The 26,542-nt window shown below is 69.7% G+C and carries 23 protein-coding genes, 2 tRNA genes, 1 other RNA gene and 1 pseudogene; 17 read left to right on the top strand and 10 right to left on the bottom strand.

All coding sequences use genetic code 11. The annotated features are described in order from the left end of the window. Positions 1–5: 5 nt before the first annotated feature. The 3 genes and pseudogenes from lysS to O1R50_RS20355 all read left to right on the top strand — a co-directional run. Positions 6–1,460: a lysine--tRNA ligase gene (gene lysS / locus O1R50_RS20365; protein WP_408612763.1), complete on the top strand. Its 1,455-nt coding sequence runs from the start codon at positions 6–8 to the stop codon at positions 1,458–1,460. 248 nt (positions 1,461–1,708) lie between these two features. Further along, positions 1,709–2,065, top strand: a complete 357-nt coding sequence (locus O1R50_RS20360; RefSeq protein ID WP_208498769.1) for a histone-like nucleoid-structuring protein Lsr2 — start codon at positions 1,709–1,711, stop codon at positions 2,063–2,065. A gap of 356 nt (positions 2,066–2,421) precedes the next feature. Then, positions 2,422–4,932 (top strand): annotated as a pseudogene (locus tag O1R50_RS20355) (ATP-dependent Clp protease ATP-binding subunit); the annotation flags it as partial. A gap of 281 nt (positions 4,933–5,213) precedes the next feature. Here O1R50_RS20355 and O1R50_RS20350 read toward each other — a convergent pair. Next, positions 5,214–5,301, bottom strand: a tRNA-Ser gene (locus O1R50_RS20350). A 248-nt stretch (positions 5,302–5,549) separates the two neighbouring features. Here O1R50_RS20350 and ffs point away from each other — a divergent pair. Then, an RNA gene (gene ffs / locus O1R50_RS20345) (signal recognition particle sRNA small type) lies at positions 5,550–5,643 on the top strand. Continuing rightward, positions 5,641–5,716 (top strand) — tRNA-Thr (locus tag O1R50_RS20340). Before ffs ends, O1R50_RS20340 begins: the two co-directional genes overlap by 3 nt. 43 nt (positions 5,717–5,759) lie before the next feature. Here O1R50_RS20340 and O1R50_RS20335 read toward each other — a convergent pair. Together O1R50_RS20335 and O1R50_RS20330 are read right to left on the bottom strand one after the other, a co-directional pair. Further along, positions 5,760–6,932, bottom strand: a complete 1,173-nt coding sequence (locus O1R50_RS20335; RefSeq protein ID WP_270112018.1) for a sensor histidine kinase — start codon at positions 6,930–6,932, stop codon at positions 5,760–5,762. Continuing rightward, positions 6,929–7,585 (bottom strand): response regulator transcription factor, encoded by a 657-nt coding sequence (locus O1R50_RS20330; RefSeq protein ID WP_270112017.1) that lies wholly within the window; start codon positions 7,583–7,585, stop codon positions 6,929–6,931. Before O1R50_RS20330 ends, O1R50_RS20335 begins: the two co-directional genes overlap by 4 nt. 331 nt (positions 7,586–7,916) lie before the next feature. Here O1R50_RS20330 and O1R50_RS20325 point away from each other — a divergent pair, with 331 nt between their 5' ends. The 4 genes from O1R50_RS20325 to O1R50_RS20310 all read left to right on the top strand — a co-directional run bounded on the left by O1R50_RS20325 (position 7,917) and on the right by O1R50_RS20310 (position 11,721). After that, positions 7,917–8,480: a hypothetical protein gene (locus tag O1R50_RS20325; protein ID WP_270112016.1), complete on the top strand. Its 564-nt coding sequence runs from the start codon at positions 7,917–7,919 to the stop codon at positions 8,478–8,480. Then, the gene (locus O1R50_RS20320; RefSeq protein ID WP_270112015.1) at positions 8,480–9,568 is read left to right on the top strand and encodes a peptidoglycan-binding protein; all 1,089 of its coding nucleotides are present in this window, start codon (positions 8,480–8,482) and stop codon (positions 9,566–9,568) included. The genes O1R50_RS20325 and O1R50_RS20320 overlap by 1 nt, the downstream gene beginning before the upstream one ends. After that, complete coding sequence (locus tag O1R50_RS20315; RefSeq protein WP_270112014.1) at positions 9,565–10,269, top strand: ABC transporter ATP-binding protein; 705 nt, start codon at positions 9,565–9,567, stop codon at positions 10,267–10,269. The genes O1R50_RS20320 and O1R50_RS20315 overlap by 4 nt, the downstream gene beginning before the upstream one ends. A 216-nt stretch (positions 10,270–10,485) precedes the next feature. Further along, the gene (locus O1R50_RS20310; protein ID WP_408612761.1) at positions 10,486–11,721 is read left to right on the top strand and encodes an ABC transporter permease; all 1,236 of its coding nucleotides are present in this window, start codon (positions 10,486–10,488) and stop codon (positions 11,719–11,721) included. A gap of 58 nt (positions 11,722–11,779) precedes the next feature. On the opposite strand, the gene O1R50_RS20305 is transcribed toward O1R50_RS20310, so the two are convergent. Beyond that, positions 11,780–13,258: an RICIN domain-containing protein gene (locus O1R50_RS20305; RefSeq protein WP_270112012.1), complete on the bottom strand. Its 1,479-nt coding sequence runs from the start codon at positions 13,256–13,258 to the stop codon at positions 11,780–11,782. 234 nt (positions 13,259–13,492) lie between these two features. Here O1R50_RS20305 and O1R50_RS20300 point away from each other — a divergent pair, with 234 nt between their 5' ends. The 8 genes from O1R50_RS20300 (at position 13,493) to O1R50_RS20265 (ending at position 22,751) form a co-directional block, all read left to right on the top strand. Continuing rightward, positions 13,493–15,502: a DNA polymerase III subunit gamma and tau gene (locus tag O1R50_RS20300; RefSeq protein ID WP_270112011.1), complete on the top strand. Its 2,010-nt coding sequence runs from the start codon at positions 13,493–13,495 to the stop codon at positions 15,500–15,502. A gap of 130 nt (positions 15,503–15,632) precedes the next feature. After that, the gene (locus O1R50_RS20295) at positions 15,633–15,971 is read left to right on the top strand and encodes a YbaB/EbfC family nucleoid-associated protein (protein ID WP_408612762.1); all 339 of its coding nucleotides are present in this window, start codon (positions 15,633–15,635) and stop codon (positions 15,969–15,971) included. A 79-nt stretch (positions 15,972–16,050) separates the two neighbouring features. After that, the gene (gene recR / locus O1R50_RS20290; RefSeq protein WP_205326139.1) at positions 16,051–16,647 is read left to right on the top strand and encodes a recombination mediator RecR; all 597 of its coding nucleotides are present in this window, start codon (positions 16,051–16,053) and stop codon (positions 16,645–16,647) included. Positions 16,648–16,955: 308 nt separating this feature from the next. Further along, entirely contained in the window at positions 16,956–18,641 is a 1,686-nt protein-coding gene (locus O1R50_RS20285) for an ABC transporter substrate-binding protein (protein ID WP_270112008.1), read from the top strand. 21 nt (positions 18,642–18,662) lie between these two features. Next, on the top strand, positions 18,663–19,670 hold the full coding sequence (locus O1R50_RS20280; RefSeq protein ID WP_270112007.1) for an ABC transporter permease: 1,008 nt from the start codon (positions 18,663–18,665) through the stop codon (positions 19,668–19,670). Next, positions 19,667–20,629 (top strand): ABC transporter permease, encoded by a 963-nt coding sequence (locus tag O1R50_RS20275; protein WP_270112006.1) that lies wholly within the window; start codon positions 19,667–19,669, stop codon positions 20,627–20,629. The genes O1R50_RS20280 and O1R50_RS20275 overlap by 4 nt, the downstream gene beginning before the upstream one ends. Then, positions 20,629–21,702: an ABC transporter ATP-binding protein gene (locus O1R50_RS20270; protein ID WP_270112005.1), complete on the top strand. Its 1,074-nt coding sequence runs from the start codon at positions 20,629–20,631 to the stop codon at positions 21,700–21,702. The genes O1R50_RS20275 and O1R50_RS20270 overlap by 1 nt, the downstream gene beginning before the upstream one ends. Then, positions 21,699–22,751, top strand: a complete 1,053-nt coding sequence (locus O1R50_RS20265) for an ABC transporter ATP-binding protein (protein ID WP_270112004.1) — start codon at positions 21,699–21,701, stop codon at positions 22,749–22,751. Before O1R50_RS20270 ends, O1R50_RS20265 begins: the two co-directional genes overlap by 4 nt. 87 nt (positions 22,752–22,838) lie before the next feature. Here the strand turns inward: O1R50_RS20265 and O1R50_RS20260 are convergent, their stop codons facing one another. The 6 genes from O1R50_RS20260 to O1R50_RS20235 all read right to left on the bottom strand — a co-directional run bounded on the left by O1R50_RS20260 (position 22,839) and on the right by O1R50_RS20235 (position 26,433). Continuing rightward, positions 22,839–23,300 (bottom strand): hypothetical protein, encoded by a 462-nt coding sequence (locus O1R50_RS20260; RefSeq protein WP_270112003.1) that lies wholly within the window; start codon positions 23,298–23,300, stop codon positions 22,839–22,841. A 17-nt stretch (positions 23,301–23,317) separates the two neighbouring features. After that, positions 23,318–23,842, bottom strand: a complete 525-nt coding sequence (locus O1R50_RS20255) for an EndoU domain-containing protein (RefSeq protein ID WP_270112002.1) — start codon at positions 23,840–23,842, stop codon at positions 23,318–23,320. Continuing rightward, positions 23,842–24,336: a WXG100-like domain-containing protein gene (locus O1R50_RS20250; protein WP_270112001.1), complete on the bottom strand. Its 495-nt coding sequence runs from the start codon at positions 24,334–24,336 to the stop codon at positions 23,842–23,844. Before O1R50_RS20250 ends, O1R50_RS20255 begins: the two co-directional genes overlap by 1 nt. Beyond that, the gene (locus tag O1R50_RS20245; protein ID WP_270112000.1) at positions 24,336–24,662 is read right to left on the bottom strand and encodes a hypothetical protein; all 327 of its coding nucleotides are present in this window, start codon (positions 24,660–24,662) and stop codon (positions 24,336–24,338) included. The genes O1R50_RS20250 and O1R50_RS20245 overlap by 1 nt, the downstream gene beginning before the upstream one ends. Then, entirely contained in the window at positions 24,659–25,063 is a 405-nt protein-coding gene (locus O1R50_RS20240) for a hypothetical protein (protein ID WP_270111999.1), read from the bottom strand. The genes O1R50_RS20245 and O1R50_RS20240 overlap by 4 nt, the downstream gene beginning before the upstream one ends. An 89-nt stretch (positions 25,064–25,152) precedes the next feature. Then, positions 25,153–26,433 (bottom strand): metal-dependent hydrolase family protein, encoded by a 1,281-nt coding sequence (locus O1R50_RS20235; RefSeq protein ID WP_270111998.1) that lies wholly within the window; start codon positions 26,431–26,433, stop codon positions 25,153–25,155. Positions 26,434–26,542: the final 109 nt, after the last annotated feature.

The following is a 26,542-nucleotide window of genomic DNA, read 5'->3' as shown; positions in this document are numbered from 1 at the left end:
AGCAGATGCTGATCCGGCGCGAGAAGCGCGCCGCCCTCCTCGCGGAAGGCAAGGAGCCCTACGCGCTCGGCTACCCGCGCACCCACGCGCTGGCCGAACTGCGCGAGCAGTTCGCGGGCCTCGCCGACGGCGAGTCCTCAGGCGTCACCGTCAGCACCACCGGGCGGGTGATCTTCGTGCGCACGGCCGGGAAGCTCTGCTTCGCGCGCCTGCGCGACGGCGACGGCACCGAGTTCCAGGTGATGCTCTCCCAGGGCAAGGTCGGCGAGGAGCGCCTCGCCGACTGGAAGCGCCTGGCCGACATCGGTGACCACATCGGCGTCACGGGCGAGGTCATCACCTCCAAGCGCGGCGAGCTGTCGGTCATGGCCGACTCCTTCGAGATCACCAGCAAGGCCCTGCGCCCCCTGCCCGTGGCCCACAAGCCGCTCGCGGAGGAGACGCGCGTGCGCCAGCGCTACGTCGACCTCATCGTCCGCCCGGAGGCCCGCGCGAACGCGCGCAACCGCGCGAAGGTCGTGCGCTCTCTGCGCGAGCAGCTCGACGACCGCGACTTCGTCGAGGTCGAGACCCCGATGATGCAGGTGCAGCCGGGCGGGGCGACCGCGCGGCCGTTCGTGACGCACATGAACGCGTACGACATGGACCTGTACATGCGCATCGCCCCCGAGCTCTATCTGAAAAGGTGCGTCGTCGGCGGCATCGACCGCGTATTCGAGATCAACCGGAACTTCCGCAACGAGGGCGCCGACTCGTCGCATTCCCCGGAGTTCGCGATGCTGGAGGCCTATCAGGCCTACGGCGACTACCGCACGATCGCCGGGCTCACCAAGTCGCTCATTCAAGGCGCGGCGCGTTCGGCGTTCGGGACCGAGACCGTGGAACTCGCGGACGGCACCCAGTACGATCTCGGCGGCGAGTGGGCCGAGATCACCCTCTTCGGGTCCCTTTCCGAAGCGCTCGGAGAAACAGTGACCGTCGACACGCCGCTGGAGACGCTGCGCGCTTACGCCGAGAAAGTCGAACTCGGCGTCGACCCCAAGTGGGGTGCCGGGAAACTCGCGGAGGAATTGTTCGAGCTGCTGGTCTCCGACCACATCATCGAACCGACCTTCGTCTTCGACTACCCGGAGGAGACCTCCCCGCTCACCCGCGGTCACCGCACCACTCCCGGCCTCACCGAGAAATGGGACCTGTACGTGCGCGGCTTCGAACTCGCCACCGGCTATTCGGAGCTCATCGACCCGGTGATCCAGCGCGAGCGCCTGGAGGCCCAGGCCAGACTGGCCGCGAAGGGCGACGACGAGGCGATGACCGTCGACGAGGACTTCCTGCGAGCGATGGAGTACGGCCTCCCGCCGCTGTGCGGGATGGGGATGGGAATCGACCGGTTGCTTATGGCGCTCACCGGACTCGGTATCCGAGAGACCATCCTCTTCCCGCTGGTGAAACCCGAATAGGAAAGCCAAAGGAACCGCGCCAGAAGGTCCCCCTATTCATGGGGCTCCCCTCCGGCGCGGTCCCTTTTCGCCCGGACCCGGGAGACATGGACGCATTCAAGTCGCCAGGTGACCTGGACGGTAGCGACGCATTCACAAATAGATGCGCCCACCCTCTTTCCCTTCGCTAATGGACTCGTATATGCTCTGGCACTAGCAAGACGGTTGTCCCGGCAGCGGTAGTCGCTACAGTTCGAGAGGAATTTGCCATGGCGAAGAAGACACAGGTCATCCTGATCGACGATATCGACGGCAGCAAGGCTGAGGAGACCGTCAAATTCGCTATCGACGGACAGGCCTACGAGATCGACCTCTCGGCGGGCCACGCCAAGGAACTGCGCGACGCCTTGGAAAAGTTCCAGGAAGCCGGCACCCGACTCGGGCGTTACAGCCTGGGCGCCCCCCGCGGCCCGGTCCGCGGCGCCGTCGCCCCGCGCCGCCAGACCGTGGACCGCGAGCAGAACAAGGCCATCCGCGAGTGGGCCGAGCGCAGCGGGAAGCGCGTCTCGCCCCGTGGACGCATCCCGCAGGCGATCGTCGAGGAATACAACGCCGCGCACAACTAGTCAGGCAGCCTCGCGACCGACTTCGATGCCCGCTCTCCCCTGGAGGGCGGGTATTTCGCGTCGGCGAACGAAGGCGCCGCTTTGCGCGGACGGCGGGTGCAGTTCGTCCCCCGTTGGGCGCGGAGTCGGCCGAAGTGTCATACCCGTCGGGCACCATTGGATTGCCGCGGCGGGCCGACGGGTATTGCGCTCACAGCGAACCTGTTATCACCGGGAATGGTCTAAGAGGCACGCTTGTTGTCACCCACGTGGCACCCGTCGTCCGCGGACCCGGGAGATAAGGTGTACCCACAGGGTTTTGCAAGCCACGACCAGTAACGACGACAAGTAGCGGCGGACGCGAGGAGCAGAAGCGCATGTTTGAACGGTTTACGGACCGTGCCCGACGCGTGGTCGTCTTGGCTCAAGAAGAAGCCAGGATGCTCAACCACAACTACATCGGCACGGAACACATCCTGCTCGGCCTCATCCACGAGGGCGAGGGCGTGGCGGCGAAGGCCCTGGAGAGCCTGGGCATTTCCTTGGAAGGCGTCCGCCAGCAGGTCGAGGAGATCATCGGCCAGGGCCAGCAGGCCCCGTCCGGGCACATCCCCTTCACCCCGCGGGCGAAGAAGGTGCTCGAGCTGAGCCTGCGCGAAGCGCTGCAGCTGGGCCACAACTACATCGGCACCGAGCACATCCTGCTCGGCCTGATCCGCGAGGGCGAGGGCGTCGCCGCCCAGGTCCTCATCAAGCTCGGCGCGGACCTCAACCGCGTCCGCCAGCAGGTGCTGCAGCTGCTCTCCGGCTACCAGGGCAAGGAGCCCGCCGGCGCGACCGCCGGCGGCACCTCCCAGGAGGCCCAGCAGTCCGGTTCGCTCGTGCTCGACCAGTTCGGCCGCAACCTCACGCAAGCCGCGCGCGACGGCAAGCTGGACCCCGTGATCGGGCGCCAGCGCGAGATCGAACGCGTCATGCAGGTCCTGTCCCGCCGCACCAAGAACAACCCGGTGCTCATCGGCGAGCCCGGCGTCGGCAAGACCGCCGCCGTCGAGGGCCTCGCGCAGGCGATCACCAAGGGCGAGGTCCCCGAGACGCTCAAGGACAAGCAGCTGTACACGCTTGACCTGGGCGCGCTCGTGGCCGGCTCCCGCTACCGCGGCGACTTCGAAGAGCGCCTGAAGAAGGTCCTCAAGGAGATCAAGACCCGCGGCGACATCATCCTGTTCATCGACGAGATCCACACGCTCGTCGGCGCAGGGGCCGCCGAGGGCGCGATCGACGCGGCCTCGATCCTCAAGCCGATGCTGGCCCGCGGCGAGCTGCAGACCATCGGTGCGACCACCCTCGACGAGTACCGCAAGTACCTCGAGAAGGACGCCGCCCTGGAGCGCCGCTTCCAGCCGATCCAGGTGGCCGAGCCGTCCCTGGCGCACACCATCGAGATCCTCAAGGGCCTGCGCGACCGCTACGAGGCCCACCACCGCGTCTCCATCACGGACGGCGCCCTGGTGCAGGCCGCGACGCTCGCGGACCGCTACATCTCGGACCGGTTCCTGCCGGACAAGGCCATCGACCTCATCGACGAGGCGGGCGCGCGCATGCGCATCCGCCGGATGACCGCACCGCCGGACCTCCGCGAGATCGACGAGGAGATCGCCGAGACCCGACGCCAGAAGGAGTCGGCGATCGACGCCCAGGACTTCGAGGCCGCCGCGCGCCTGCGCGACACCGAGAAGCGCCTCCACGAGAAGCGCGCCAAGCGCGAGCAGGAGTGGAAGGCCGGCGACCTGGACCAGGTCACCGAGGTCGACGAGGAGATGATCTCCGAGGTCCTCGCGAACTGGACCGGCATCCCGGTCTACAAGCTGACCGAGGAGGAGACCTCCCGCCTGCTGCGCATGGAGGAGGAGATCCACAAGCGGATCATCGGCCAGGAGGACGCCGTCAAGGCCGTCTCCAAGGCGATCCGCCGCACCCGCGCCGGGCTCAAGGACCCGAAGCGGCCGTCCGGCTCGTTCATCTTCGCCGGCCCGTCCGGTGTGGGTAAGACCGAGCTGGCGAAGGCGCTCGCGGAGTTCCTGTTCGGCTCCGAGGACTCGCTGATCCAGCTGGACATGTCCGAGTTCCACGACCGCTACACGGTCTCGCGCCTCGTCGGTGCGCCTCCCGGCTACGTCGGCTACGACGAGGGCGGGCAGCTCACCGAGAAGGTCCGCAGGAAGCCGTTCAGCGTGGTCCTGTTCGACGAGATCGAGAAGGCCCACCCGGACGTGTTCAACACGCTCCTGCAGATCCTCGAGGACGGTCGTCTGACCGACGGCCAGGGCCGCATCGTCGACTTCAAGAACACGGTGCTGATCCTGACCACCAACCTCGGTACGAAGGACGTCGGCAAGGCCGTGTCGCTGGGCTTCCAGGCCGACGCGTCCGAGGGCGGCGACTACGACCGGATGAAGGAGAAGGTCTCGGAGGAGCTGAAGAACCACTTCCGCCCCGAGTTCCTGAACCGCATCGACGACACCATCGTGTTCCCGAAGCACACGCAGGAGGCGATCGTCGCGATCGTCGACCTGATGGTCAAGCGCATCGAGGACCAGCTCGCCAACCGCGACATGGCCCTGGAGCTCACGGACAACGCGAAGCTGTACCTGGGCCACAAGGGCTACGACCCGGTCATGGGCGCGCGGCCGCTGCGTCGCACGATCCAGCGCGAGATCGAGGACACGCTCTCGGAGAAGATCCTCTTCAACGAGTTCACGCCCGGCCAGATCGTCATCGTGGACGTCGACGGCGACCCGAAGGACGTCGAGAAGACGCACCTGACGTTCAGGGGCGCCGACAAGCCCGCGGGCGTGCCGGACACGCCTCCGGCCGAGCTGGCCGGCGAGCGGGCTCCCAAGAGCCCGGGAGCGGGCACTGGCACGATGCCGCCGAAGAGCCCGGGAGCCGGGCCGCGAGGCGGCCAGGTGGGCCAGGGCGGCGCCGCTTAGCCGCGGAGGCCGACAGAGCGAACAGGGGCGGGACCGCGAGGTCCCGCCCCTTTCACGTGCCCGGTCGAAGGCCGGTCTCCCGCCCCGATTCAGGGCATGAAAAAAGCCGGAGCGCCTGCTCCGGCTTCCTTCTTCTCGCCTGCGGCGGAGGCCCTGCTCAAGACCTCGCCTCTTCGTGGCGGAGGATAGGGGATTCGAACCCCTGAGAGCTTTCACTCAACACGCTTTCCAAGCGTGCGCACTAGGCCACTATGCGAATCCTCCGCGAGAGAGCTTACCGGACGACCGGTGCCGCCTCCAACCGGGTTGAACAGGGTGACCTGCGTTGCATTGCGCACGCTTGGAAAGCGGATGGGCCGGTGCCCCCGGGGCCGGGTGTGCCGCGCGCGGGCGCCCCCGATCCGCCCAGAGCCCCATCCGGGTACGACATCCCCGTTCGGCAGAGTGGTGACTTCGGCTACGGAGATGGCTCGCCCGGTTCGGGGACGGCGGTGGCGTGGGGTAGACTTTCGCCCGTCCCTCATGCGGCGTCATCTTGTGAACCTCCCCAGGGCCGGAAGGCAGCAAGGATAAGCGAGCTCTGTCGGGTGTGTGAGGGACCCCGCCGCCTTAGCTCAGTCGGTAGAGCGTGTTACTCGTAATAACAAGGTCAACGGTTCGATTCCGTTAGGCGGCTCCAGCAGAAAGACCCCGGTCTCCCGGGGTCTTTTTCGTTTCCTGGTTCAGTCGCCCGCCGCCGGGAGACGCACCGTCACGACCAGGCCGCCGTCCGGGCGGGCCGCGGCCGTCGCTTCGCCGCCGTGGGCCTTGGCGACGGCCCTGACGATCGAGAGGCCGAGGCCGGCGCCCTTGGAGGCGGTGGCGAGGCGTTCGGTGCCGAAGCGGCGGAAGGGCTCGAAGAGGCCCTCCACCTCGAAGGCGGGGACCACCGGCCCCGAGTTGGCGACCTCCAGGACCGCGAGGTCGCCGTCGCGGCAAGTCGTGACGGTCACCCAGCCGTGCTCAACGGTGTTGTAGCGGATCGCGTTCTCGACGAGGTTCTGGGCCAGGCGCTCCAAGAGGACCGGCTCGCCCCGGGCCGGGGCCTCCTCGCAGTCGGCCGTCACGGTGACCTCGCCCGAAGGGGTCTGGGCGACCACGTACTCGGCCACATCAGAGAGGTCCACATAGGCGCGCTCGGCGAGTTCGCGGTCCGAGCGCATAAGGAGCAGCAGGCCTTCGATGAGCCGCTCGTGGCGGGAGTTCACCTCCAGGAGGGTCTCGCCCAGCAGCCGCACGTCCGCAGAGGCGTCCTGGCGGTGCACGGCCACTTCGAGGAGCGCCCGGGTCACGGTCAGCGGGGTGCGCAGCTCGTGGGAGGCGTTGGAGATGAACGTGCGCTGGCCGTCGAAGGACTGGTCGAGGCGCTCGAGCATCCGGTTGAAGGTCTCGGAGAGCTCGCGGAGTTCGTCGCGAGGGCCGCTGATCTTGATGCGCCGGTGCAGGCCCTTGTCGGCTGCGGGCGATTCGGCGATCTCGGCGGCGGTGTCGGTGATGCGCTGCAGCGGCCGGAGCATCCGCCCCGCCGCGAACCATCCGATGGCGATCGTGCCGAGGCTGACCAGCAGGAGCGCCTGAGGACCCTCGTTGCTGATGGTGTCGAGCGCTTCCGCCCACACCTCGCCGGTGACGAGGATCTTGAAGTCCTGGGTCGCGCCGAGCGAGTCCCCGGGGACGGGCGGGGCCGCGGACTCGCTGTTGCTCTGCATGCCTTGGACGATCTGCTGCTCGTCGGGGATGCCCCGTTCCACCATGCTGTACGTGAGCATCAGGAGCAGCACGCCACCGGCGATGAACAGCCCGCCGTAGACGAGCGTCAGCCGGGCCCGGAGCGTCAGTCGGAAACGGCGCCTCATGCGATTCGGTACCCCACTCCGGGTTCGGTCAGGACCACCGGCGGGTCGCCGAGTTTGCGCCTGAGCTTGAGGATGGTCATGCGCACGGCCTGCGTGAACGGATCGGTGTGCTCGTCCCAGGCCTTCTCCAGGAGCTGCTCGGCGGAGACGGGAGCGCCGTCGGCGCGCAGCAGCTCGGCGAGGACCGCGAACTCCTTGCGGGACAACGGGACGTACCGTCCGTCGCGAAACACCTGGTGCAGGTGCGTGTCGAGGCTGATCCCGGAGCGTTCGAGCACCGGCGGCGCGGCGGGCCGGGCCCGGCGGCCGAGGGCGGCCACCCGCGCGGCGAGCTCCCGGAACGCGAACGGCTTCGGCAGGTAGTCGTCCGCGCCGAGCGAGAGCCCGGTGACGCGGTCGTCGATGTCCGAGGCGGCCGTGAGCATGAGCACCCGCGTGTCGCCGTGCTCGGCGGCGATGGCGCGGCAGACCCGGTCGCCGTGCACTCCCGGCAGGTCGCGGTCGAGGACGACCACGTCGTAGTCGTTGACGCCGAACCGCTCCAGGGCCGCCGCGCCGTCGAGCGCGATGTCGACCGCGTGCGCCTCGCCGCGCAGCCATTCGGCCACGGCATCGGCGAGCAGCGGCTCGTCCTCCACCACCAGGATTCTCATCTCCCCATCTTCGCCTGCGCGGCGTTGCCGCGGCGTTGCCGATCCGGCCGACAGCGGGGCAACGCCCGGCCCGCTCCACTCGAAGCGCGACCGGGGCGAGCCCGGCCGCCCCGGAGCGGCGCACGACCCATGCCGCGGAGCGCGATCCCCGGCCTCCTCGTACTGCTCGCCCTGGCCGCCGCCAGACGCGCGGGGCCCTGGAGGGCGGGCCCGACCGGGCGGCGGCATTGCCGCGGCCTTGCCGTTTCGGCTTACGGCCGGGCAACGCCGCCGCGACTGTACTGATGCTGCCGCCGGGACCTCCCCGCCGGCGAGGAAAGGACGAACTTCCATGCGGCGACACACGATCGCGCTCCTCTTGGGGCTGCTGGCCCTCTCGGCGACGGCCTGCTCCGACAACGACGACGGCGGCGGCGTCGCCAGCGCCGACGGCACCGCCACCGAGTCCGCCTCCGCGGAGGAGGCGGAGGAGCTGGACGGCTTCGAGCAGGCGCTGGCCTATTCGGAGTGCATGCGGGACAACGGCATCGCGGATTTCCCGGACCCTGAGGAGAACGGCAGCGGCGGCGTGGGCCTGTCCCTGCCCGAGGGCGTCGACCCGGAGGACGAGGACTTCAAGGCCGCCGAGGAGGCCTGCGAGGACATGATGCCCGGGCCCGGTGAGGACGCGACGCTCGACCCGGAGATCTACGAGGCGCTGCTCGACTATTCGGAGTGCATGCGGGAGAACGGCATCACCGAGTTCCCGGACCCGGAGCCCAACGGCGGCATCATCATGAACGGCGAGATGGGCTTCGACCCCGAGAGCGAGGAGTTCCAGGCCGCCGACAAGGCGTGCGCCGACCTGCGGCCCGAAGGTCCTGACGAGCCCGGCAACGACAGCGAGGACGAGTGATGTCCCGCAAGCGCCGCAAGGGCGGTGCCGGGAAGGTCGTGGCCGTGACGGCCGTCGTGGTCGCGGCCGCCGGTGCGACCGCGGCCGCGCTCGGGTTCGATCCGCGCACGTTCTTCGAGGAGGCCGAAGCCGGTGCGGCGCAGGAGACTCCGGCGACCGCCGAGGTGGTGCGGCAGACGCTCACCGAGACCGTCACCGTCTCCGGCGATCTCGGCTACGGCGAGGTGATCGGGCTCGACTGCCTGCTCAGCGGCACGTATACGGCTCTGCCGAAGGCGGGGGACGTGATCGAGCGCGGCGGTGAGCTGTTCGCGGTCGACGACAAGCCGGTGACGCTCCTGTACGGGAGCCTGCCGGCCTACCGGTCCCTGACGCCGGGCGCTGAGGGCGCCGATGTGGAGCAGTTCGAGAAGAACCTGTCGAAGCTCGGCTATGAAGGGTTCACTGTGGACGATGAGTACACGGATGCGACCGCCGAGGCGGTGGAGGAGTGGCAGGACGATCTCGGCCTGACCGAGACCGGCATGGTCGAACTCGGTCAGATCGCCTACGCCCCAAGTGCAGTGCGGATCGACGCGGTGGGAGTCGAGCTGGGGGATCCGGCTCAGCCGGGCTCGCCCGTCCTGGACTACACGGGTCTCGACAAGGTCGTCACGGTGGAGGTCGAGCTGGAGGACCAGGCCCTGGTCACCGTCGGCGAGGCCGTCGCGATCACCCTCCCCGACGGCACCGAGTCGACCGGGACGATCGCGGACTCGGCGACCCTGGTGAGCGAGGAGGACACGCAGAGCGGCACCGAGTCGACCACGTATCTGGAGGTGACGGTGGCCGCGGACGACCCGGCGGTGTTCGACGGGCTCGACCAGGCCGCGGTGGACGTCGGGTTCGCCGGTGACACCGCCGAGGACGTGCTCACGGTCCCGGTCGAGGCCTTGCTGGGCCTCGGCGAGGGCGGGTACGGCCTCGAGATCGCGAACGGCGACACCACGGAGGTGATCGCTGTCGACACGGGCCTGTTCGCCGACGGCTCTGTGGAAGTGAGCGGCGAGGGCCTGGAGGCGGGCATGGCCGTGGTGGTGCCGTCATGAGCGCGCTGGCCGGGGCGGCCGAGGCGGGTGCGCCCGCCGGGCCGCGGCCGGTGGTCGAACTCGAGGGGGTCTCGAAGACGTATCCGGGCGGGGTGCGGGCGCTGCGCGGCGTCTCGCTGCGGATCGACGCGGGGGAGATGTGCGCGATCGTCGGCCCGTCGGGTTCGGGGAAGTCGACGATGCTGCATCTGATCGGGACGCTCGACCGGCCGAGCGAGGGCACGGTGCGGATCGACGGGTTCGATGTGGCGCGGTTGCGCGACAAGCAGTTGTCGGCGCTGCGCGCCACCAGGATCGGGTTCGTGTTCCAGCAGTTCCATCTGGCGGTGGGGCAGCAGGTGCTCGACAATGTCGCTGACGGGCTGCTCTATTCCGGGCGGCGCGGACCGGATCGGCGGGCGCGTGCCGCCGAGGCTTTGGAGAAGGTCGGGCTGGCGCATCGCCTGGACCACTTGCCGAACGAGCTCTCGGGCGGTGAGCGGCAGCGGGTGGCGGTGGCGCGGGCGATCGTGGGTGGGCCGGCGGTGCTGCTGGCGGACGAGCCGACCGGGAATCTCGATTCGGTGTCCGGTTCGGGTGTGATGGCGCTGCTGCACGAGTTGCATGAGGCCGGTACCACCGTGGTGGTGATCACGCATGACCAGGACATCGCGGGGTCGCTGCCGCGGCAGGTCGCGATGCGGGACGGGGAGGTGGTCTGAATGGACACGCCTCCAGGAGGTTCCGGGCGCGGCGAAGGGCCGCCGCCGGTCAGCTGGCCGCCCCCGCCGACCTCCGCGCGGCGACCGGACACAGCGTCGACGGGTGGCCCGACCGGGTCGGCGCAGAGCACCGCCGCGACGGCACCTGTGCCGGAGCCTGACACAGGCCCGGCTGCGACCCGAGCGCCCGCGAAGCCGCCGAAGGGTGCTCGTCGGATGCGGTCGCTGCGGCCGCCCGGTCCGGCGGAGCCTTCGGCGAAGTCGCTGCGGGCTGCCAGGATGCGGCCGGGGGACGTGCTCAGGGTCGGGGCCACCGGCCTGCGGACCCGGCCTTTGCGGGCCTGGTTGTCGGCGTTGGGGATCGCGATCGGGATCGCGGCGATGATCGCGGTCGTCGGGATCTCGTCGTCGAGCCGGGCCGAGCTCGACCGGCAGCTGGCCGCGCTCGGCACGAACCTGCTGACGGTCTCGCCGGGCACGTCGATGATGAGCGGCGAGGTCGGGGTGCTGCCGTACGAGGCGGTGTCGATGATCGGCCGGATCGCGCCGGTCACGCAGGTCGCGGCGGTCGGGCAGGTGCCGGATGCGAACGTGTACCGCAACGACCGGATTCCCGAGGGGCAGAGCGGCGGGATGACCGTGTGCGCGGCCGAGCTCGCGATGCTCGACACCGTGGGCGCGGACCTCGCGGACGGGGTGTGGCTGAACGAGGCTACGTCCCAGTACCCGGCGGTGGTGCTCGGTGCGAGCGCCGCCGAGCAGTTGGGGATCACGGGCGCGGGTGTCGACATCTACATTGGAGGGCAGTGGTTCTCGGTCGCGGGAGTCCTCGAGCCGGTGGTGCTCGCTCCGGAGCTCGACTTGACGGCGCTCATCGGCTGGGAGTCGGCGGCGGCGTATCTCGGGTTCGACGGACACGCGACCACGGTGTACACCCGCGCTGAGGACGCGTACGTGCTCGACGTGGCGAACGTTCTGGCCGCGACCGCCGACCCCTCGGCGCCCGATGAGATGTCGGTGTCGCGTCCCTCTGACGCCCTCGAGGCGCAGCAGGCCGTGGACAGCGCGTTCACCGGGATGCTGCTGGGGCTCGGCGCGGTGGCGCTGCTCGTCGGCGGGGTCGGGGTCGCGAACACGATGGTGATCTCGGTGCTGGAGCGGCGCAGCGAGATCGGGTTGCGGCGGTCGCTCGGTGCGACGCGGGGCCAGATCCGGACGCAGTTCCTCGCGGAGTCGCTGCTGCTCAGTGCACTGGGCGGCCTGGGCGGGGTGCTCATCGGCACCGTGGTGACCGCGGGGTACGCGTCTTCGCAGGGCTGGCCCGCGGTGGTGCCGTACTGGGCGAGCGCGGGCGGTGTGGGGGCGACGCTGTTCATCGGCGCGGCCGCGGGGCTCTACCCGGCGATCCGGGCGTCCCGGCTCGCGCCGACGGAAGCCCTTGCGGCCCAATAGGAATGGAAACAGCGGTGCCCGGCTCGACCGAGCCGGGCACCACGTCTTGCCGGCGTTCCTAGATGTACCGGTCGAGGATCGGCGTCAGCAGGCCCGCGATCTTCGCGTGGCCGGCGTCGTGGGGGTGCACGTTGTCGCTGGTGTCGGTGGCCGGGTCGACCCAGCCGCGGGTGTCGACGTAGTGGACCTTCGAGTCACCCGCGTTGTTGCGGTTGGCGACGGCGTTCTGGACCTCCGTGAGCAGCCGCTCGCGGAAGACCCCCATCGCGAGGATCTCCGCGTTCGGGTACGACTGGCGGACCCGTTGCAGCAGCAGGATGTAGTCGGCCTGGAACTGCGCGGCCGACACCTTGTTGTTGGTGCCCAGGTTGATGACGACCAGGTCGGTCTCGTAGGTGTTGAACTCCCACATGTCGTTGGCGTCCTGGTTGGTGGTGCGCAGGAACCAGTCGACCATGCCGCGGCAGTCGGTGGTCGAGACGCACGCGCCGCCCTCGGCGACCTGCATGTGTGAGGCGCCGAGCGCTTCGGCCGAGTTCCACGCGTACGTCGAGAAGGGACGGTTCGCGTTCGGCTGGCCGACGGTGATCGAGTCGCCGATGAACTCGATGTGCTTGTCCGGGCGCACCGTGGAGCTGGTCGCGCCGCCGGAGGCGAGGATGAAGCCGCCGAAGGACGGGTCGCCGGTGTAGGAGCCGGCGCGCTCGCGGAAGCCGATGCGGATCGTGTGGGTGCCGCTGAGGCCGCTCCTGACGGTGACGTTGCCCGAGACCGCGCGCATCCACGTCTCGGCGCCGCCGTCGATCGAGTACCACATGTCGATGGTGTTCCGGAGTTTCACGCCGATCGAGGAGCCGCTGAAGGCGGTCTCGACGTAGCCGCCGGCCCAGCCCATCTGGTACCAGGTGGCGTTGTCCCGGTCCCAGCGCCCGTAGAACTGGACGTTCGCGTCGGTGAGGGAGCCGTTCCCGGACGCGCCGGTCGAGCCGACCGGCACGAGCTTCCAGTGCTGCGTCTCTTCGTTGTTCCGGGTGTACTGCGAGACGCGGCTGCCCGCGCTGGTGGCCCGCTCCCAGTTGTCGAGGGCCTTGCCGGAGTTGCGGTTCACGAGTTCGACGCTGCCGTCGGACTGGGTGTTGACCTGCCACTGCTGGTTGGTGCCGTTGTTGTCGGACCACTGGACGATGTCGGCGCCGTTGGCGGTGGACTTGGCGTAGACGTCGAGTACCTGATTCGAGTGCCGGGCTTGGATCCGGTAGTAGCCGCCGCCGGAGTCCACGAAGCGGAACTGCTGGTTCGTGGCACTGGATGCGGTGGCGAGCACGGATTTCGCGCCCGCGGTGGTGGAACCGCCCTCGATGCTGACGGCGAGGCCGGAGTAGTCGTTGACGATCCGGTACCAGGTGTTGGTCTCGACGGCGGCGGCCGGAGCGGCGGTGAAGGCGGTGAGGCCCGCGGCGGTGCAGACGGTGACGACGGCCGCGGCGAGCCATCGCGTCAGGCTTCGCCTCTGGCGGGGTGGAGCGGGAGTGCGCAAGGGGGAACTCCTTAAATTGAAACGTTTAAATGCGTTGGTACGTTAGAGGATACCGCTTGCACGTGAGCGAGGCCACCCCTCCGACGCCCGAAATCGGTGAGTTCGCGACACCGGACGTCACCCGGCGGCCCCCGCTGTGCCGCCCGCACCAACTCCACCGGTCGCGCCGCCGGATGTCGGACCCAGGCCGTACCCTGGCAGGAACGGAAGAGCCCCGGCCAGCAGGAGGATGACGTGGCACTCGCGCTGTACCGCAAATACCGGCCGCAGACCTTCGCCGAGGTCGTAGGCCAAGAGCACGTCACCGAGCCGCTCATCAACGCCATCCGCGCCGGGCGCCTCAACCACGCCTACCTCTTCTCCGGACCCCGCGGCTGCGGCAAGACCTCCTCGGCCCGCATCCTCGCCCGCTCCCTCAACTGCGCCCAGGGCCCCACCCCCGAGCCCTGCGGCGAGTGCCGCTCCTGCAAGGCGCTCGCCGCCGACGGGCACGGCTCGGTCGACGTCATCGAGATCGACGCCGCCAGCCACGGCGGTGTCGACGACGCCCGTGAACTGCGCGAACGCGCCGTCTTCGCCCCCGTCGACTCGCGGTTCAAGATCTACATCATCGACGAAGCCCACATGGTCACCGCCGCGGGCTTCAACGCCCTCCTCAAACTCGTCGAAGAACCCCCCGAGTACGTCCTCTTCATCTTCGCGACCACCGAACCGGACAAGGTCCTCCCGACCATCCGCTCGCGCACCCACCACTACCCGTTCCGGCTCATCGCCCCGCCCGCCATGCGCGAGCTCTGCCGCAAGCTCTGCGACGAAGAGGGCGCGAACGTCGCCGACGACGTGCTCCCCCTCGTCGTCCGCGCCGGCGGCGGTTCCGCCCGCGACACCCTCTCCGTCCTCGACCAGCTCATCGCCGGGGCCGGACCCGAAGGCGTCACCTATGAAAGGGCCGCCGGGCTCCTCGGCGTCACCGACGCGGGACTCCTCGACGAGATGTGCGAGGCCTTCGCCGCCGCCGACGGCCGCGCCGTCATGGAAGTGGTCGAACGCGTCGTCGAGGGCGGCCACGACCCCCGGCGCTTCGCGGGCGACCTCCTCGAACGCCTCCGCGACCTCATCGTCCTCCACCAGGTTCCCGACGCGGGCTCCTCGGGCCTCGTCGACGCGCCCGCCGACCAGCTCGCCAAGATGACCAGCCAGGCCACCCGCATGGGCACCTCCACGCTCACCCGCATGGCCGAGGTCATCGCCGCCGGGCTCGCAGGCATGCGCGGCGCCACCGCCCCGCGCCTCCTCCTCGAACTCGCCTGCGTCCGCGCGATCCTGCCCGGTTCGGACGAATCGATGGCCGGACTCACGCAGCGCCTCGAGACCCTCGAGCAGCGCGCGGCCGGAGCCGCGTTCGCCGCACGCGAAGCCCCGAGCGGCGCCGCAGCGGCGCGCGCCGCGCTGGCGCGGTCCGCCGAAGTCCCCGCGCCGACCCCGGCAGCCGAAGCCGCGCCGGCCCCGGCGACCGCCGCACCCGCCCCGCCGAGCCAGGCGGCCGCCGTCCCGCCCTGGGAAGACGAAGCCCCGCAAGCGAACCCGCCGCAGCCGACGGCCGCGCCGGAACCGGTCGCGGCCCCCGCTGACGACTGGGCCGCCGACACCCGTGCCGACGCCGAACCCGTCCCGGCGGCCGAACCGGCGGCCCCGGCCTACGAGCCCGCGTACGACGGCGGCGGCGTGACCGCGGCGTCGATCCGGCGCCAGTGGGACCGGATCATGATGGCGGTCAAGGACAAGAAGCGCACCACCGCGGCGCTGCTGCAGGACGCGACGATCGCGGACGCCACCGACAAAGAGGTGGTGCTCGCGTTCAAGCACGCCTTCCACGCCGAGAACCTGCAGAAGGAACCCGCGTACGGCATCGTCGTGGGCGTCTTCAACGAGGTGCTCGGCGGCAGCTGGAAGATCCGGTGCGAGGTGGGGGAGGCAGCGAGCCTCCCAAAAGCGGGGACGGGAGCGGCGCCTAGTCCGGCGCCCAGAACCCCCGCGCCCGCCGCACCCAGTGCGCGGCCGCAGACCGTCCCGTCCCGCCAGGCCCCCGCGCCCGCCGCGGAGTCCTTCGAGGAGCCCCCGGCGGACGACTACGACGAACCGAGCCCCGACGACCCGGTCGCCCCCGGCGGCTTCGGCACCAGCGAAGAGCAGGCCGTGAAACTCCTGACCACCGCCTTCGGCGCCAAGAAGATCGGCGTCTAGCCCCGGAACTCCTCGCGGAGCCGGTGTGGCTCGATCCGGTGCCCCCGGCGGCTTGGGGGCGGTGTGTCGGGTCGGGCGGTTAGGCTGGCGGGACACCTGGGAGACCCGGAGCCGGAGGAGTGACATGGACATGTTCGCAGGAGGCGACCTGCAGAAGATGCTGCAGCAGGCGCAGCAGATGCAGGCCGACATGATGCAGGCCCAGGCCGAGCTGGCCGAGTCCGAGGTCACGGCTTCGGCCGGGGGCGGACTCGTGAGCGCCACGGTCAGCGGCGACGGCGAGCTGAAGGGCGTCAAGATCGACCCGAAGGCCGTCGACCCCGAGGACGTCGAGACCCTCGAGGACCTCATCCTCGCCGCGGTCCAGGCCGCCAACACTGACGCCAAGCGCCTGGCGGCCGAGAAGATGGGCCCGTTCGGCGACGCCCTCGGCGGCATGTCGGGCGGCCTCGGCCTCCCCGGCATGTAAGTCTCAGGGCCGCAACCCTTCGGCGCGACCGCGCCACCACCGCACTGACCGTGAACGAGCCGCAGGAAAAGAGAGATCCTTGTACGACGGGGCTTTGGGCGACCTCATCGAAGAGCTGGGGCAGCTCCCGGGCATCGGGCCGAAGAGCGCCCAGCGGCTCGCCTTCCACCTGCTCGCCTCCGAGAGCGCGGACGTCGAGCGCCTGACGTCGGCGCTCGAGCGCGTCAAGGCCCAGGTCCGCTTCTGCGAGATCTGCGGGAACGTGACCGAGGCGGAGCAGTGCGGCATCTGCCGCGACCCGCGCCGGTCCGAGGCGCTCATCTGCGTGGTCGAGGAGCCCAAGGACGTGCTGGCGATCGAGCGCACCGGCGAGTTCCGCGGCCGGTACCACGTGCTCGGCGGTGCGATCAATCCGCTCGAGGGCATCGGCCCGGACGACCTGCGGATCCGCCAGCTCATGATCCGCCTCCAATCAGGAGAGACCAAAGAGCTCATCCTCGCCACGGACCCGAACACGGAGGGTGAGGCGACCGCCACGTACCTGGCGATGCTCATCAAACCCATGGGGTTCAAGGTGACCCGGCTCGCGAGCGGGCTGCCCGTCGGCGGCGACCTCGAGTACGCGGACGAGGTGACGCTCGGCCGGGCGTTCTCGGGCCGCCGGGACGTCGACTAGCGCGAACCCGGATCCGTTGGGGCACTGCGGACTGTAATTGACAGGATTCTTTTCCGTGACGGCGCCTCAGGCGCGCCGATTTTCAGTTCCCTTGTGCCGCAACGGAATGCACTTCGGTGCGATCCTTACGATTTGGGTAACAATATTCGCCGAAACGGTCACGATCACATAACGCTTAACAGTGGTGTAACTCACCTGGACTTAGGCTGTCTCTACCTCCGAATACCCAACGACGACAGGTGAGACAACCTATGCGTACGCCACCTTCCCCAACCAGGCGCGCCTTGGCCGCAGCGGCAGGCGCCGCAATGGCATTGGGCCTGTTCACCGCCTGTGGATCCGACGGCGACGCCGGCGGCGACGCCGACACCGCCGAGGACTTCGACTTCTCGTGCCCTGAGCGCACCGACGGCGAACCGGCCGCGGACACGGCCGCGAACGAATCGCAGCCGTTCGTCTTCGGCACCCCCGGCGACCCGACCAGCCTGGACCCGATCCTCGCCTCCGACGGCGAGACCTTCCGCGTCAACCGCCAGGTCTTCGACACGCTCCTCGACGCCGACTGCACCGACACCGTCCCCGGTCTCGCAGAGTCCTACGAGCAGAACGAGGAAGGCACGGAGTGGACGTTCCACCTGCGCGAGGGCGTGACCTTCCACGACGGTGAAGTCCTCGACGGCGCCGCCGTGTGCAAGAACTTCGAGCGCTGGGCGAACTTCAAGGGCGGCTACCAGTCCCCGAACTTCACCTACTACTACTCGTCGGTGTTCGGCGGCTTCGCCGAGAACGACCCGGCCATGGGCATCGAGACCGAGTCGATCTACAAGGGCTGCACCGCAGACGGCCTCGACGCGACCATCAGCCTGAGCAAGTACACCTCCAGCTTCCCGGGCGCGTTCACCCTCGAATCGCTCTCGATCATCAGCCCGGCCTCGATCGACGCCGTCGCCGACGCCGCGATCCCCACGGCCGACTCGCCGCTGCCGGAGTACACCCAGACCGTCGGCACCCTCGCCGGCACCGGGCCCTACAAGCTCGAGAACTGGGACCACAGCTCGCAGGAGGTCGTCCTCACCCGCAACGACGACTACTTCGGCGAGCCCGCCAAGGTCAAGACGGTCATCTTCAAGACCATCTCCGACGAGACCGCCCGCCGCCAGGCCCTCGAAGCCGGGGACATCCACGGCTACGACCTCGCCGCCCCCGCCGACGCGCAGGCGCTCATCGAGGCCGGCTACCAGGTCCCCGTCCGCGGCGTCTTCAACCTGCTGTACCTCGCGTACACGCAGAGCCACTCGCCGCTCGATGACCACGCCGTCCGCGAGGCCCTCTCCTACGCCATCGACCGCGAACGCATCGTCAACTCGGTGCTCCCGGCCGGCGGCATGGTCGCCACGCAGTTCATCCCGCCGAGCCTCGAGGGCTACTCCGAGGACGTCGCCACCTACGACTACGACGCCGAGAAGGCCAAGCAGATGCTCGCCGACGCGGGCGCGGAAGACCTCACCATCACCTTCTGCTACCCGACCGACGTCACCCGGCCGTACATGCCGGCGCCGAAGGACATCTTCGACATGATCTCCTCCGACCTGCAGAACGCGGGAGTCACGGTGGAGGCCAAGCCGATCACGTGGGTCGACTACATCCCGACCACCCGCTCCGGCGAATGCCCGCTGTACCTGCTCGGCTGGACCGGCGACTTCGCCGACCCGTACAACTTCCTCGGCACCTGGTTCGCCACCGAGTCCACCGAATGGGGCTTCAACAACCCCGAGGTCTTCGACTCGATCGCCGCGGCGAACACCGAGCCCGACGAGGCCAAGCGCGTCGAACTGTGGAAGGCCGCGAACGAGGCCGTGATGGAAGAGCTGCCGGGCCTGCCGATCTCGTCCTCGCCGCCGTCGATCGCGTTCGCTCCCAACGTGTACCCGCCGGACGTCTCCCCGCTCACGCGGGAGGACTTCTCGCAGGTCTACTTCACCACCGCCTCCTAATCGGAACGATTACAGCCGAATATGCTGCGCTACACCGTTAAGCGCCTCCTGCAGTTGTCCGTGGCGCTCTTGGGACTCTCACTGCTCCTGTTCGCGTGGTTCAAAGCCCTCCCGGGCGGACCCGAGAACCGGCTGCTCCCCGAGAACGCCACGGACCGGCAGCGGGAGGCGCTGCGGGCCGCACTGGGTCTGGACGAACCCGTCTGGACCCAGTACGGCGAGTTCCTCGGACGCATCGTCCGCCTCGACTTCGGCTCCTCGCTGTCGAGCGGACGCCCGATCGCGACCGAGCTCGCCGAACGCCTGCCCGCCACCGTCGAACTCTCCTTGGCCGCCATGCTCATCGCCGTCGGCCTCGGCATCCCGCTCGGGTACCTCGCGGCCAAGCGCCGCGGCACCTGGATCGACTTCGGCACCGTCTCCGGCTCGCTGCTGGGGACCTGCATCCCGATCTTCTTCCTCGCCGCCATGCTCAAAGTGGTGTTCGCGCAGGAGCTCGGATGGCTGCCGACCACGTTCCGGCTCACCGCCGGCGCCGACTTCACCGAAGTGACAGGCCTGCGCGTCTTCGACGGGATCATCACCGGCGAATTCGACATCGCCTGGGACGCGGTGAAACACCTCATCCTGCCCGCCATCGCGCTCTCCTCGATCCCGCTCGCGGTCATCGTGCGCATCACCCGCGCGAGCGTGCTCGACGTCGTCGGCGAGGACTACGTCCGCACCGCGGACGCCAAGGGCCTCAAGCCCTCCACCGTCCGCGGCCGCCACGTCATGCGCAACGCCATGCTCCCGATCGCCACGATCATCGGCCTCCTGCTCGGCAGCCTGTTCGCGGGCGCCGTGCTCACCGAGAGCGTGTTCGCGTTCGGCGGCATCGGCTCGTTCGTCTACCAGGCCACCACCGAGCGCGACTACCCCGCGCTCATGGGCTTCATCCTCGTCATCGCCGTGTTCTACGTGGTCATCAACCTCCTCGTAGACCTCTCGTACGGCCTGCTCGACCCGAGAGTGCGGGTGCGCAAATGACCACCGCGAAAATCGAGAAGCTCGACCGGCTCATCGAGGCCACGGCCACCGCCCGGGACGCCAAGACCGGTTCCCTGTGGCGGCAGTCGATCCGCCGCATGCGCCACTCGCCCATGGCGCTCACCGGCGCGATCATCGTCGGCCTCTTCGTCCTCGTCGCCGTCGTCGGCCCCTGGGTCGCCCCGTACGACCCGACGGCGCAGACCTGGGGCCGCGAGGTGTTCCTCAACCAGAACATCTTCCCCGGGCCGCGCCCGGAGAACTGGTTCGGCCTCGACCACCTGGGTCGGGACATGTTCTCCCGCATGATCGTCGGCGCCCGCCAGACACTGCTCGTCGGCGTCGTCGCCACCTTCATCGGCTTCATCGCCGGAGCGTTCATCGGCGGCGTCGCCGCCGCCGCGGGCACCTTCGGCGGCCGCTGGGGCGAACGCGTCGAAGCGGTCATCATGCGCGCGGTCGACGTCGCGCTGGCGATCCCGATGCTGCTGCTGGCCTTGAGCGTCGCGGCCCTGCTGGGCCCGTCGCTGCGCACGGTCATGATCGCGGTCGGGGTCGCGCAGATCCCGATCTTCGCGCGGCTGCTGCGCGGTTCGATGCTGGCGCAGGCCCACTCGGACTACGTGCTCGCCGCGATCGCAATCGGCGTCCCCAAAGGACGGATCGTGGTCTCGCACATCCTGCCGAACTCGCTCGGCCCGGTGATCGTCCAGGCGACGCTCGTGCTCGCCACGGCGATCATCGAGGCCGCCGCGCTCTCCTACCTGGGCCTCGGCAACCCCGACCCGGGCAGTGCCGAATGGGGGACCATGCTCGCCGACGCGCAGCGGTTCCTCTCCGGCGCACCGCAACTGGCGATCTACCCGGCCGTCGGCATCATCGTCACGGCGCTCGGCTTCACCCTCCTGGGCGAGGCCATGCGCGAATCGCTCGACCCGAGGCTGAGGAGGCAGGAGTAATGGCACTGCTCGAAGTCGAAGACCTGCGGGTCGCCTTCGGGGCGTCCACCGCCGTCGACGGCGTGTCCTTCTCGGTCCCGGAAGGCAAAGTGGTCGGGCTCGTGGGCGAGTCCGGCTGCGGCAAGTCGGTGACGAGCCTGGCGATCATGGGGCTGCTGCCGAAGGGCCGCGGCCGCAAGGCCCGCCAGCCGGTGCTGGCCGCGGCATCGGAGCCGGTCGGCAGCGGACTCAAGGCGACCGCGGCCGCGCCGCAGTCGATCGCGGCCTCCGGCGGCCGCAGCCGCGGCGGCGCCGACGTCAACGGCCGCGCCGTCTTCGACGGCACCGACCTGCTCTCGCTCGCACCCGCCGCGATGCGCCGCCGCCGCGGCAAGGACCTCGCGATGGTCTTCCAGGACCCGCTCTCGAGCCTCAACCCGGTCGTGCCGATCGGCAGGCAGATCACCGAGGTCCTCGAACGCCACCGGGGCCTCAAGGGCGACAAGGCGTCGAAGGAGGCCGCGAACCTGCTCGACCGCGTCGGCATCCCCGACCCGACCCGCCGCCTCAAGGAGTACCCGCACCAGCTCTCGGGCGGCATGCGCCAGCGCGTGCTCATCGCGATCGCGGTCGCGTGCGCCCCAAGGCTGTTGATCGCCGACGAGCCGACCACGGCGCTCGACGTCACGATCCAGGCGCAGATCCTCGAGCTCCTCAAGGACCTCGTGGAGACCGAGGGCACGGCGCTGCTCATGATCACGCACGACCTCGGCGTGGTCGCCGGGATCTGCGACGAGGTGAACGTGCTCTACTCGGGCCGCGTGGTCGAGTCCGCGCCGGTGCGCGAGCTGTTCGCGCGGCCCACGCACCCTTACACGATCGGGCTGCTCGGTTCGATTCCGCGGCTGGACCTGCCGATCCACGAGCCGCTCACGCCGATCCGCGGTTCGATCGCGGATGTGATCCGCTGGCACGACGGGTGCGCGTTCGCGCCCCGCTGCGACCGCGTCGCCGCGCCCTGCGTCGAGGGCGAACCCGCGCTCGTCGGGGCCGTGCACGCCCACCGCTGCGTCATGGCCGAGGAGGTCGCATGAGCACTGAGCAAACGGAGCCGCACGTTCCCGCGCAGCGCACCGAGGAACCGGACCTGTCCGCTGCCGCGACCGCGTCCACGCGGCTGCTCGAGGTCGAGGATCTGAAGGTCCACTTCCCGATCCGGCGCGGCATCGTCGTGGAGCGCACGGTGGGCCACGTCCAGGCCGTCGACGGCGTCGGCCTGGGCATCGACTCGGGCGGCACGTACGGCCTGGTCGGTGAATCCGGTTGCGGCAAGACCACGTTCGGCCGGGCCGTGCTGCGCCTTGAGGAGCCGACCGCGGGCCGCGTGCGGCTCGGCGGTGAAGAAGTGACCGCGATGAAGGGCGAGCGCCTGCGCCGCTTCAGGTCCAGGATGCAGATGGTCTTCCAGGACCCGCTCGGTTCGCTCAATCCGAGGCACAACGTGGACATGCTCTTGTCGGAGCCGCTGAAGGTCCACGGGGTCGGGTCGAAGGCCGAGCGCCGCAAGCTCGCGGTCGAGACGCTCGACGCGGTGGGCCTGCCGAAGTCGGTGCTGGAGCGCTTCCCGCACGAGTTCTCGGGCGGGCAGCGGCAGCGCCTCGGGATCGCGCGGGCGCTGATGCTGCGTCCGGACCTGATCGTGTGCGACGAGCCGGTGAGCGCCTTGGACGTCTCGATCCAGGCGCAGGTGATGAACCTGCTCGACGAGCTCCAGGACGAGTTCGGCCTGACGTATCTCGTGATCGCGCACGACCTCGCGGTGGTGCGCCACCTCTCGGACCGGGTCGGGGTCATGTATCTCGGCAAGCTCGTGGAGGAGGCGGACTCGGAGACCATCTACGAGCGCCCGCGTCACCCGTACACGAAGGCCCTGCTTTCGGCGGTGCCCCAACCGGATCCGGAGGTCGAGGCGAACCGGGAGCGGATCATCCTCAAGGGCGACCTGCCGTCCCCGGCGAATCCGCCGTCGGGCTGCCGTTTCCGCACCCGCTGCCCGTGGGCGGAGGACATCTGCGCCGAGGTGGAACCGGAATGGCGCGAGGCGGCCGGCGGCCACAAGGTGGCGTGCCACTTCGACCTCTGATCGATATTGGGGCGCAGCGAATGAGCAAGGCGGCGCGGGCGGGGCGAGAACCCCGTCCGCGCCGCCGTTTCCCGCTCCGGTCGCGGTCTACGCGGGGCCGTCGGCGGGGATGCCCTCGATGCGTCCCCGGTAAGGGTGCCTGCGCTGCCACTGGGTTTCCCAGAGCACGAGGTCGGCGAGGTGTTCGGGCAGGTCGGGCCGGTGCACGCGGATCGCTTGCGGGCTGCCGGGGACGGTGATGATGCACCGCCAGAGGGCTTCGATCGCGTCCTTCGCCTCCGCGAAGTCGTAGGCGGTGGCGCGGTCGTCGAGGTACCGGTGTGCGACGGTGACCGTGTCGGGCGCGAACTCGACGTCGTAGCCTTCGCCTTCGAAGTGCTCGCGCTGCTTCTCTCCCGCTTCGACATCCGCTATGGACATGAGTGCGTTGAGGCAGCCGAAGTAGTTGCGGCCCAGGTCGAAGCTCAACCAGGTGCCGAGCTCCCGGTCGTGGTCGGGCCGGTGGCCGGTGTAGCCGATCCCGCCTTCGCGCTTCGCGTAGAAGTCCATGTCGTCACCCTACTTCGCTATTGTTCATCGACCCAGGCTGGGAATCCGTGGCCGATCTTGCCGGTCTTCGGGTCCCAGAACCCGTTGATCTTGACGCCGTCGTATACGCCGCTCCAGGTGCCGTCCTCGTTCTTCGTGCCGTTCTTGAACGCGGAGGAGGTGGCGTCGTCGACCTTCCGGGGCCCCCAGCTGTCGGGGAAGAACGCGGACTTGCCGTTGCCGTTCTTCGGCACCCAGTCGGGCGGCGGCTTGCTGTTCTGGAATTCGGGCGTCCCCTCGTAGACGCCGTTGGGGTGCCGCTTGGTGATGGTGGTGCGGCGGCCGGGGAGGTCGTGGCCGCCGGGCCGGTAGTGGTAGCCGGTGCCGCGCTTCTGGTAGTCGGGCGGCTGGTTGCGCCGGGCGACGTTGTAGGTCTTGACCTCGCCGCGCATCTGGTGCCGGAGCGACCGGCCGTTCATGCGGTGCGCCTGGCCCTTGCGGGTCTTCTTCTCTTTGAGGAAGTCGAGCGCCTTCTTGATGAGGCCGTTGTGCTTGCCGCTCATCAGCCCTCCAGGATCTGGGTGAGGGCCTCTTCGATGGCCCAGCCGATGGCCTCTTTCGCGGCCTGCTTGATGGCGACGACGGCTGCACCGCCGAGGCCGCCGCTCGCGACCGCCGCGGCGACAGCGGCGGCGATCGCGTAGACGGTGGCCGCGAGTTCCGCGATGATGTACATCTTCAGGCCGATGACGATGTTGGCGCAGATCTGCAGGGCCGTGCCGGTCATGGCGGCGGCGGTCGCGCCTTCGGGGAGGGATTTCGGCGGGTTGTCCTCGCCCTCCCACCAGGTCTTGAACGCGTCGATGTCCTTGCCGCTGTGCTCGCTCCAGACGCCGGCGGCGCTGAGGCCGACCTGGACGGCGTGGAGGGAGAGTTCGAGGCCGAGGGTCGACCAGGCGCTGCCGAGTTCGGCGATCTTGTCTTCGTCGGCGGTGGGGAACTCGAATCCGAGTTCGCTGAGGAGGCCGCGCAGGTCCTCGGGCAGGGTGATGGTCATCAGCCGCCGCCCATCTCGTCGCCGATGCGCCCGAAGTCGCTCTTGGCCGCGTCGTCGGCGTCGCGCCACTGCTGCGCGAAGCCCTTCAGGTCGCCTCCGGCGGACTGGACTTCGTAGGCGGCCACGTAGAGCACGTCCAGGGCGGTATTGAGCACTTCGCCGTGGTGCTCCTCCATGAGCCGGCCGATCTCGCCGTTCCCGAAGCAGCCGTGCACGCTCTCGGCCTTGTCGCCGAGTCTGTCGACGGAGGCGGCGACCGCTTCGCCGAGCTCCATGAGCTGCTGCCCTTGGGCGTCGAGCGTGTCGGGGTCGTTGGCGACGGTCACGGCGCCGCCGTTCCGGTCGGGTGCTGGAGGCGCATGACCGAGTCGAGCACCTGCTGGAACGCCTGCCTGCCTTGGGCGCTGACGCGCGCGAACTCCTCGGCTACGGCCGCGGGGTCGACCGGGGCGGCGGTCGTCATCGAGTGGCGCAGGCGGTGCAGCGCCTCGTTCGCGGCGCGGCCGATCTCCCGGGAGACCTCGTCGGAGCCGCGCTGGAGGACGCGCGGGTCGCGGATCTCGACCTTGATGAAGCCGGGCGGGGCGGCGATGACGCGCAGGCCGCCGTCGCAGCCTTGGACGGCGACGGGCGGGACGTTCGCGCCCTGGCCGACGCGCTGCGCCATGCCGGCCGCCTGCTCGACGACGGCGGCGAGGTTTTCAAGGGACCGTTGCGGATCGGTCATGGGCGTCTCCCTGGATCGGCCTCCGGCCCGGGGGACGGAGGTGCGGTCTCGTTGGGAGCCACAGTGACCGGGCGCGCTCTGGATCCGCTCTAGATTCGCCCCGGATCGGATGCGCGGCCGGGCGCGAACGCCCGGCCCGCCCGTAACAGCTGATCGGCTTTGACCTTGCCGCCCTGCATGATCAGCTGCAGGTTCTCCTCAGGCCGAGTGAGTACGGCGAGGTCCGCGAGCGGGTCGCCGTCTATGACGATGAGGTCGGCGAGCGCGCCCGGGACGACCTGTCCGAGGCGGCCCTCCTCACCGAGCAGCCTTGCGGCAGTGACGGTGGCGGAGCGGATCACGTCGGCTGCCGGAATGACCGCGCCGCGGATCGTGAACTCCTCCAACTGGTGTCGGCGCATGCCGCCGAGGAGGTCGGAGCCGTAGCAGAGGTTGACGCCGGCGCGGTGGGCGAGTTCGAGCGCGCGGAGTCCGGCGTCGAGCACGATGGGGTTCTTGGCGATGCTCTCGGCGGGGAGGCCGTGCTCGACGCCCTCGGCGGCCATGCGCTGGTAGGTCACCAAGGTGGGCACCAGGAACGCGTCGTGCTCCAGGAACAGATCGATGCTGGACTCGTCGAGGAGGTTGCCGTGCTCGATCGAGCGGACGCCCGCCTCGAGGCCCCGGTTGATGGCCCGAGCGGTGTACGCGTGCCCGGCCACGTACCGGTTGGCGGCCTCGGCTTCTTCTACGATCGCGCGGATCTCCTCGAGCGAGAACTGGGTCGAGTCGATCCGGTCGGTCGGTGAGGCGACGCCGCCGGAGAGCATGATCTTGACGTGGAACGCGCCGGTACGCAACTGTTCCCTTGCAGCCCTGCGAACTTCATCGACACCGTCGCAGACCGTACTGAGGTCGGGGCAGCACTGGTGGTCCTCGCGCACGCTGCGGCCGCGCGGGCGGCCGTCGCCGTGCCCGCCGGTCTGGGAGAGCGCCTTGCCGCCGAAGTACAGGCGCGGGCCTTCGATCACGCCCTCGTTGAGGGCCTCGTGCAGGCCGAAGTCCGCGCCGCCCGGGTCGCGCACGGTGGTGAACCCGCGGTGCAGCATCGCCCGCATCTCGTCGGCGGCCTTGAGGGCCACGTACGCGGGCGACTCGTCGGCGAGCCCGGCCAGGTTGGCGCTGTGGGCGTTGACGTGCGCGTGGCAGTCGATGAGTCCGGGCATGAGGGTCTTCCCGGCGAGATCGATCACGCGGGCGTCGGGCGCTTCGAGGTCGGGCCCGACTGCGGCGATCTCATTGCCGCGCACCAGGACGCGCTGATCGCGGACCAGTTCGCCCGCGGCGGTGTCGAGCACAGCGGCCCGCTCGAACAGCACGGTCCCGGTCATCGGCTTCTCCCAAGGCGTCACAGCGGCCGAACTGGCCGCGCGGCTAGTACGGGTACCAATATGCCTGACCGCCGGATCGGCCCGGCGCCCGCCCGAGCCGCGGCACCGG

Source organism: Glycomyces luteolus (genome assembly GCF_027622875.1).
Classification (GTDB): Bacteria; Actinomycetota; Actinomycetes; order Mycobacteriales; family Micromonosporaceae; genus Glycomyces; species Glycomyces luteolus.
The sequence above is the reverse complement of the archived record's forward strand: the minus strand, read 5'-3'. Positions and strand labels throughout refer to the sequence as shown.